Raw genomic sequence first — 6,036 nt, forward strand, 5'->3', positions numbered from 1 at the left:
TCGGCCGGGCGCAGTGCCGCGAGGTCCGCGGACATCGCCGCGACGCCGGCGCCGGGCCACCGCCGCGCGGCCTCGGCCGCACCGTGCGTCAACGCCGCGTTGAGACCCGTGTCGGGAGTGTCAGGGATGACAACTACCCGAGCGTCGATGTCGGCGATATCCGCGATGTCGGCGATGTCCGCGATGCCGGCCCGCGCCGTGCGGTCGTTGGTCACGACGACGACGGCCACTACCACATCATGATCGATATCTCTGGCCGCGGCGACCGTGTCCTGAGCCATCGCGAGCGCGAGAGCCGCACGTTCGGGGTGGGCGAGCCGGCTCTTGGCCGCAGTCAACCGCTTGACCGGAACAATGACCACCCAGGTCGGGTCGGGCGTCATCTCCGGAGTAGCGCGGGTATCACGTTCTGACCCTACGGCATCCGTGGCAGCGTGGCGGCCGGTCCCGGCATCTCCCCGCGGTCGCCGCGATGGTTACCGTCTGGCAACGGTCTAGTCATCATATGGTCACTACATGGTTGACGCTGAGACACGATCGGACCCGGCCGGCGAGCACCCGACTGGCGAGCACCCGGCCGGCGGGCGATCCGTGTGACGAGAGCGGCTGTTCTCTGCGCCGGATCCTGGGGGACGGTCTTCGCCAAGGTGCTCGCCGACGCCGGGGCCGGGGTCACGCTGCTGGCGCGTGCGCCCGACATCGTCAAGGCGGTGAACCACCATCATGTCAACCCCCGCTACCTGCCCGGACTCACCCTGCCTGACCAGGTCAGCGCCACCGGGGATGCCGCACACGCGCTCCGCGGGGCCGATCTGGTCGTGCTCGCGGTGCCGTCCCAGGCCCTGCGTGGCTGCCTGGTTCGCTGGGCGCCACTGGTCCCGCCGTCCGCGGTGTACGTGAGCCTGATCAAGGGCGTCGAGGGCGAGTCCCGCCGCCGGATGAGCGAGGTCGTCAGGGAGGTCACCGGCGCGGGTCCGGACCGGATCGCGGTGGTCAGCGGTCCGAACCTGGCAGGTGAGATCGCGGCCGAGCAGCCGGCGGCCACCGTCGTGGCGAGCCGCTGCGAGCAGACCGCGATCGATCTGCAGGGGGCCTGTTGGACGTCCTACCTTCGCCCGTACACCAACTCCGACCTGATCGGCTGTGAGCTCGCCGGCGCTGTCAAGAACGTGATCGCACTGGCCGCAGGCATGCTCGAGGGAATGGGGTTCGGCACCAATTCGGTCGCCTCCCTGATCACCCGGGGGCTGGCCGAGATGGCCCGGCTCGGCGTCGCCATGGGCGCCGATCCGCTGACGTTCGCCGGCCTCGCCGGCCTGGGTGACCTGGTGGCCACCTGTTCGTCGCCGCTGTCGCGCAACCGCACCTTCGGTGAGAAGCTCGGCCGTGGCATGACCCTGGCGACGGCCAGCATCCAGCAGGTTCAGATCGCCGAGGGCGTCCGCTCCTGCCGGCCCATCCTGGGTCTGGCCCGGTCACTGGGCGTCGCAATGCCGATCACTGAGCAGGTGGAGCGGGTCATCTACGAGGGCCTTGCGCCGATGGACGCGGTCAAGGAACTGATGAGCCGCGAACCAGGCCGCGAGCACCGCGCCCCCAGCGCCTGAGCGATCACCGGAGCCGTCGCCGCCGGTTGCGCGGCGTCGGGGTCACGGTGAGGCGGCCGAGCATCGGTTAGGGTCCGGTCCATGCCCGGCACCGCGCGCAGGACCCGGATTGCCGTCATCTACGGCGGACGCAGCACCGAACACGCGATCTCGTGCGTGTCCGCCGGCAGCGTGCTGGCGGCCCTGGACCCGCGGCGTTATGACGTTGTGGCCGTCGGTATCACCCCGGACGGCCGTTGGGTGCTCGGTTCGGGTGATCCGGCGGCGCTCCAGGTCCGTTCCGGCGTGCTGCCGAGCGTCGAGGGCACCGGGATACCGGTGGCCCTGCCGGGTGACCCCACCGCGGGCGGCCTGCGGAGCCTCGGTCTCGGCGAGGACGGCCTGCGGAGCCTCGGTCTCGGCGAGGACGGCCTGCGGAGCCTCGGTCTCGGCGACGACGGTTTCGGCGAGGTCGACGTCGTGTTCCCGTTGTTGCACGGGCCCTTCGGCGAGGACGGCACCGTGCAGGGGCTGCTGGAGATGGCCGGCGTGCCCTACGTCGGCTCCGGCGTGTTCGCCAGCGCCGCGGCCATGGACAAACAGCACATGAAGACCCTGCTTGCGGCCGCGGGGCTGCCGGTGGCGCCCGTGGTGGTGCTGCGCGGGGGACAGACCATCACGGCATCCGACCGGCAACGGCTGGGCCTGCCTGTGTTCGTCAAGCCGGCCCGGGGCGGCTCAAGTATCGGCATCAGCCGGGTGGACGCGTGGGATGACCTGGAGACCGCGCTGAAGGCGGCCCGCGCGGTCGACCCGAAGGTGCTTGTCGAAGCCGCCGTCGCCGGCCGTGAGCTCGAGTGCGGGGTGCTGGAGGGCCTGGCCGGCCGCGAGCCTGAGGCGAGCGTCCCGGCCGAGGTGACGGTGACATCCTCAGCCGGGTTCTACGACTTCGACGCCAAGTACCTGTCGGGAGCGGTCCGGTTCGACGTTCCGGCCGACATCCCCGTCGCCGTCGCCGCCAGGATTCGCGATCTTGCCCTGCGCGCGTTCACTGCGCTGGACTGCGCGGGTCTCGCGCGGGTGGACGTCTTCCTGTGCCCGGACGGTTCGATCGTCGTCAACGAGGTCAACACCATGCCCGGGTTCACCCCGACCTCGATGTTTCCGCAGATGTGGGGTGCCAGCGGTCTGGACTACCGGGCGCTGGTGGACCGGCTGATCGAGTCGGCGGTACGTCGCGGCACCGGGCTGCGGTGACTGGGCGGCGGTGACTGGGCGGCGGGTCAGGCGACCGTCGCCCTGGTGGCGTCGCGGACCGGACCGGCGAGCGTGACCAGGACGTCGAACGCCTGCACGGACGCGGGCAGGATGAGCACGACCTGGGGACGTCGGGTCGGCGTGGAGTAGCGGACGCTGGCACCGCGATCCTCGGCGAACCAGCCGACGTCGTCGACCACCGCGAGGGTCACGTCCTGTCGATAGCCCGCAGCGACCCCGGGAACCCCGCACGACAGGACCGCGGGCGGGGAACCCCAGGCGGCGACGAACGGCGAGGCCGGTCTGACCTCGCGCCGACCCAGACCCGCCCCCAGTGAGGACGGCAGGGCCGCAACGAGGTTCACGCAGGCGGCCCGTTCGCTGCCGGCCGGGTCGGGCGCCAGGGTGACCGTGACCGGACCCGGGGAGCCCGCGCAGGATGTGACTAAAATCACGATGATGATGACACTGGCTCGCATGATGGCCGGGATCGAGATCCTGGCCATCATGCGAGTGACGGACACCCGTCGGATCAGGGCGGGGGAGTCCGTGATCCGTGCACGGCCCACGCCACCGGTTCGGGCCGCCGGCAGCGCGAAGGGCCATGATCGCACCGCCGTCGGCCGGGTCAGAAGTGAACCACCGGACACGTCAGGGTCCGGGTGATGCCATCGACCGCCTGCACCCGTGACATGACCAGTTTTCCCAGCTCATCGACGCTGGCGGCCTCGGCGCGCACGATCACGTCGTAGGGGCCGGTGACGTCCTCTGCCTGGGTGACCCCGGGGATCTGTTCGATCTCCTTGGCCACCGAGGAGGACTTTCCAACCTCAGTTTGGATGAGGATGTACGCGTGGACCACAGACGCTCCCTCGTCGGACGCCGACAACCCGTCGCTCAGAACAACGGGCCGACAGAAGGTAACAGGCAATCGGCCCTCGTGAGTGTCTCTGACGCAGGGGAATTTGGTCTGATCGCCCGTGTGGTGACCCGGTTGGGGGCGCCTGGCCCACCCGCGGGTCCTGGTGACGACGCCGCAGTGGTCCCGACACCCTCGGGTTCTGTGATCGCCACCACGGACCTGCTGGTCGAGGGGCGGCACTTCCGGTTCGACTGGTCCTCCCCGTACGACGTGGGCCGCAAGGCCGCCGCCCAGAGCCTCGCGGACGTGGCGGCGATGGGAGGCACGCCCACCGCGCTGCTGATCGGGCTCGCCTGTCCACCGTCCACTCCGATCGAGATCGTCGACGGGGTGGCTGACGGTCTGCGTGACGAGTGCGCGCTGGTCGGCGCGGTCGTGGTCGGCGGTGACATGGTCAGTGCGAGCGAGGTATGCCTGGCCGTGACCGCGCTGGGGGAGCTCGCGGGCCGTACGCCGCTGACGCGGGCCGGCGCACGGCCGAGCGACGTGGTGGTGCTCGCCGGTACGGTGGGCCGCTCCGCCGCCGGCCTGGAGCTCCTGCTGGCCGGCGTGCGCGATGGTCCGCTGGTGGCCGCCCACCGCCGTCCGTCGCCGCCGTATTCGGCCGGACCTGCGCTGGCACATGCGGGGGCCACCTCGCTGGTGGACGTCAGCGACGGGCTGCTCGCCGATCTCGGGCACGTGGCAGGCGCGTCCGGGGTCGTGTTCGAGGTGGATGTGGCCGCACTGAGGGCGCTCGTCCCCGGTGTCGAGGTGCGACACCTGCTCACCGGTGGCGAGGACCACGGCCTGGTCGGGACGCTGCCGGCGGGCGTGGACCCGCCGCCGGGGGTGGCGGTGATCGGCAGAACGCTCCCGGTCGGGTCGGCCGGCGGCCGGCCAGAGGTGCGGCTCGTCGGCGAGGGCATCCCGCCGGACCTGCGCGGCCCGCACCGCGACGGACCGGCGCCGGATGGTACCGCGGGTCCGGCACGGGGCTGGGACCATTTCAGCCACTGATTCAGCTGTTGACGCGGCCGGGTTCGGGCATAGCGTGGCGCCCGTGTCCCCGTCCACCAGGATTCCGCCTGCCATGGTCCTGCCTGCCGAGTCCCCGCCCCGGGTGTTGACGATCGCCGGCTCCGACTCCGGCGGCGGCGCCGGCATCCAGGCTGACCTGAAGACCATGGTGGCTCTCGGCGTCCACGGGATGAGCGCCCTGACCGCGGTGACGGCCCAGAACTCCCTGGGGGTGCACGGGGTGTGGGACCTGCCGGCCGAGGCCGTCGTCGCGCAGATCCGGGCGGTCGTGAACGACATCGGTGTCGACGCGGTCAAGACCGGGATGCTGTCGTCACCGCGGATCGTGGCGGCCGTGGCAGCTGAGCTGGCAGACCTCGCCGACGGGGGTGTTGCGGTCGTGGTCGACCCGGTCGGGGTGTCCAAGCACGGCGATCCACTGCTCGCGCCCGAGGCCGTCGATACCGTCCGGACCCGGCTACTGCCGGTGGCGACCGTGGTAACCCCGAACCTGGACGAGGTGAAGCTGCTCACCGGCGTCGCCGTGCACGACGAGGACGACATGCCGGCCGCAGCCCGGGCGGTGCTCGCCCTCGGGCCACGCTGGGTGCTGGTGAAGGGCGGTCACCTGCGCGGCGACGCCGTGGACCTGCTCACCGACGGCAGACAGACCGTCCTGCTCCGGGCACCACGACATGACAACCGGCACACGCACGGCACCGGTTGCACCCTCGCGTCCGCGGTCGCGTCATTCCTGGCCCGCGGGTCGGACGTACCCGACGCGGTGCGGGCGGCCAAGGCCTACGTCACCGGTGCGGTGGCGGCCGGCTTCGCGCTCGGCGCCGGCATCGGCCCGGTCGACCACGCCTGGTCCTGGCGCAACGCCGCCAGCGCGCCACCGGCGGCGGCTATGCCCTGGTCACCTTGCCGGCCTTGATGCAGGAGGTGCACACGTTGAGGCGCTTGGGCGTCTTGCCCACGAGCGCGTGCACAGTCTGGATGTTGGGGTTCCAGCGCCGCCGGGTGCGCCGGTGGGAGTGGGAGACCGACATACCGAAGCCCGGCCCCTTGCCGCAGACGTCACACACCGAAGACACGAGAACACTCCGCCGGAAGAAGGTGATGATGATGCCGCGTGTGCGGCAGTCTCCCGAGGCTACCCCACCGGCGTCCCGTCACCGTCGTGGGCCTGCTCCGCACCGAAGAATGATCGAGGTCAGCCGAAGACGAGGCGATGTCTGCGATCGTAGTATCGGCCGAACAGGCGTAGCG

The 6,036-nt window shown here is 71.3% G+C and carries 7 protein-coding genes and 1 pseudogene; 4 read left to right on the forward strand and 4 right to left on the reverse strand.

Annotation, left to right across the window (positions count from 1 at the left end):
- A pseudogene (locus U9983_RS26250) lies at positions 1–383 on the reverse strand (2-phospho-L-lactate guanylyltransferase); the annotation flags it as partial.
- Between the two features lie 210 nt (positions 384–593).
- Between U9983_RS26250 and U9983_RS26255 the strand changes: the two are divergent.
- Entirely contained in the window at positions 594–1,607 is a 1,014-nt protein-coding gene (locus U9983_RS26255) for an NAD(P)H-dependent glycerol-3-phosphate dehydrogenase (protein ID WP_322756580.1), read from the forward strand.
- 81 nt (positions 1,608–1,688) lie between these two features.
- Positions 1,689–2,843: a D-alanine--D-alanine ligase family protein gene (locus U9983_RS26260; RefSeq protein WP_322756581.1), complete on the forward strand. Its 1,155-nt coding sequence runs from the start codon at positions 1,689–1,691 to the stop codon at positions 2,841–2,843.
- A gap of 26 nt (positions 2,844–2,869) precedes the next feature.
- Here the strand turns inward: U9983_RS26260 and U9983_RS26265 are convergent, their stop codons facing one another.
- Together U9983_RS26265 and U9983_RS26270 are read right to left on the reverse strand one after the other, a co-directional pair.
- On the reverse strand, positions 2,870–3,367 hold the full coding sequence (locus U9983_RS26265) for a DUF3515 family protein (protein WP_322756582.1): 498 nt from the start codon (positions 3,365–3,367) through the stop codon (positions 2,870–2,872).
- A gap of 104 nt (positions 3,368–3,471) precedes the next feature.
- Positions 3,472–3,705, reverse strand: a complete 234-nt coding sequence (locus U9983_RS26270; RefSeq protein ID WP_131747996.1) for an Lrp/AsnC family transcriptional regulator — start codon at positions 3,703–3,705, stop codon at positions 3,472–3,474.
- 78 nt (positions 3,706–3,783) lie between these two features.
- On the opposite strand from U9983_RS26270, the gene U9983_RS26275 reads away from it, so the two are divergent.
- A complete protein-coding gene (locus tag U9983_RS26275; protein ID WP_322756583.1) occupies positions 3,784–4,764 on the forward strand; it encodes a thiamine-phosphate kinase in 981 nt (326 codons plus the stop codon).
- Between the two features lie 73 nt (positions 4,765–4,837).
- On the forward strand, positions 4,838–5,701 hold the full coding sequence (thiD, locus tag U9983_RS26280; protein WP_322756584.1) for a bifunctional hydroxymethylpyrimidine kinase/phosphomethylpyrimidine kinase: 864 nt from the start codon (positions 4,838–4,840) through the stop codon (positions 5,699–5,701).
- Here thiD and rpmB read toward each other — a convergent pair.
- The gene (rpmB, locus tag U9983_RS26285) at positions 5,673–5,861 is read right to left on the reverse strand and encodes a 50S ribosomal protein L28 (protein ID WP_013874853.1); all 189 of its coding nucleotides are present in this window, start codon (positions 5,859–5,861) and stop codon (positions 5,673–5,675) included. The genes thiD and rpmB overlap by 29 nt on opposite strands.
- Between the last annotated feature and the right edge of the window lie 175 nt (positions 5,862–6,036).

Origin of the sequence: Protofrankia sp. Cas3 (assembly GCF_963555955.1) — a bacterium.
In the GTDB taxonomy this organism is placed as follows: Bacteria; Actinomycetota; Actinomycetes; order Frankiales; family Frankiaceae; genus Protofrankia.

What these genes read in the sequence shown, in the direction of transcription:
- U9983_RS26260 (WP_322756581.1), top strand. Translation starts at nt 1,689, where the DNA reads ATGCCCGGCACCGCGCGCAGGACCCGGATTGCCGTCATCTACGGCGGA.
- thiD (WP_322756584.1), top strand. Translation starts at nt 4,838, where the DNA reads ATGGTCCTGCCTGCCGAGTCCCCGCCCCGGGTGTTGACGATCGCCGGC.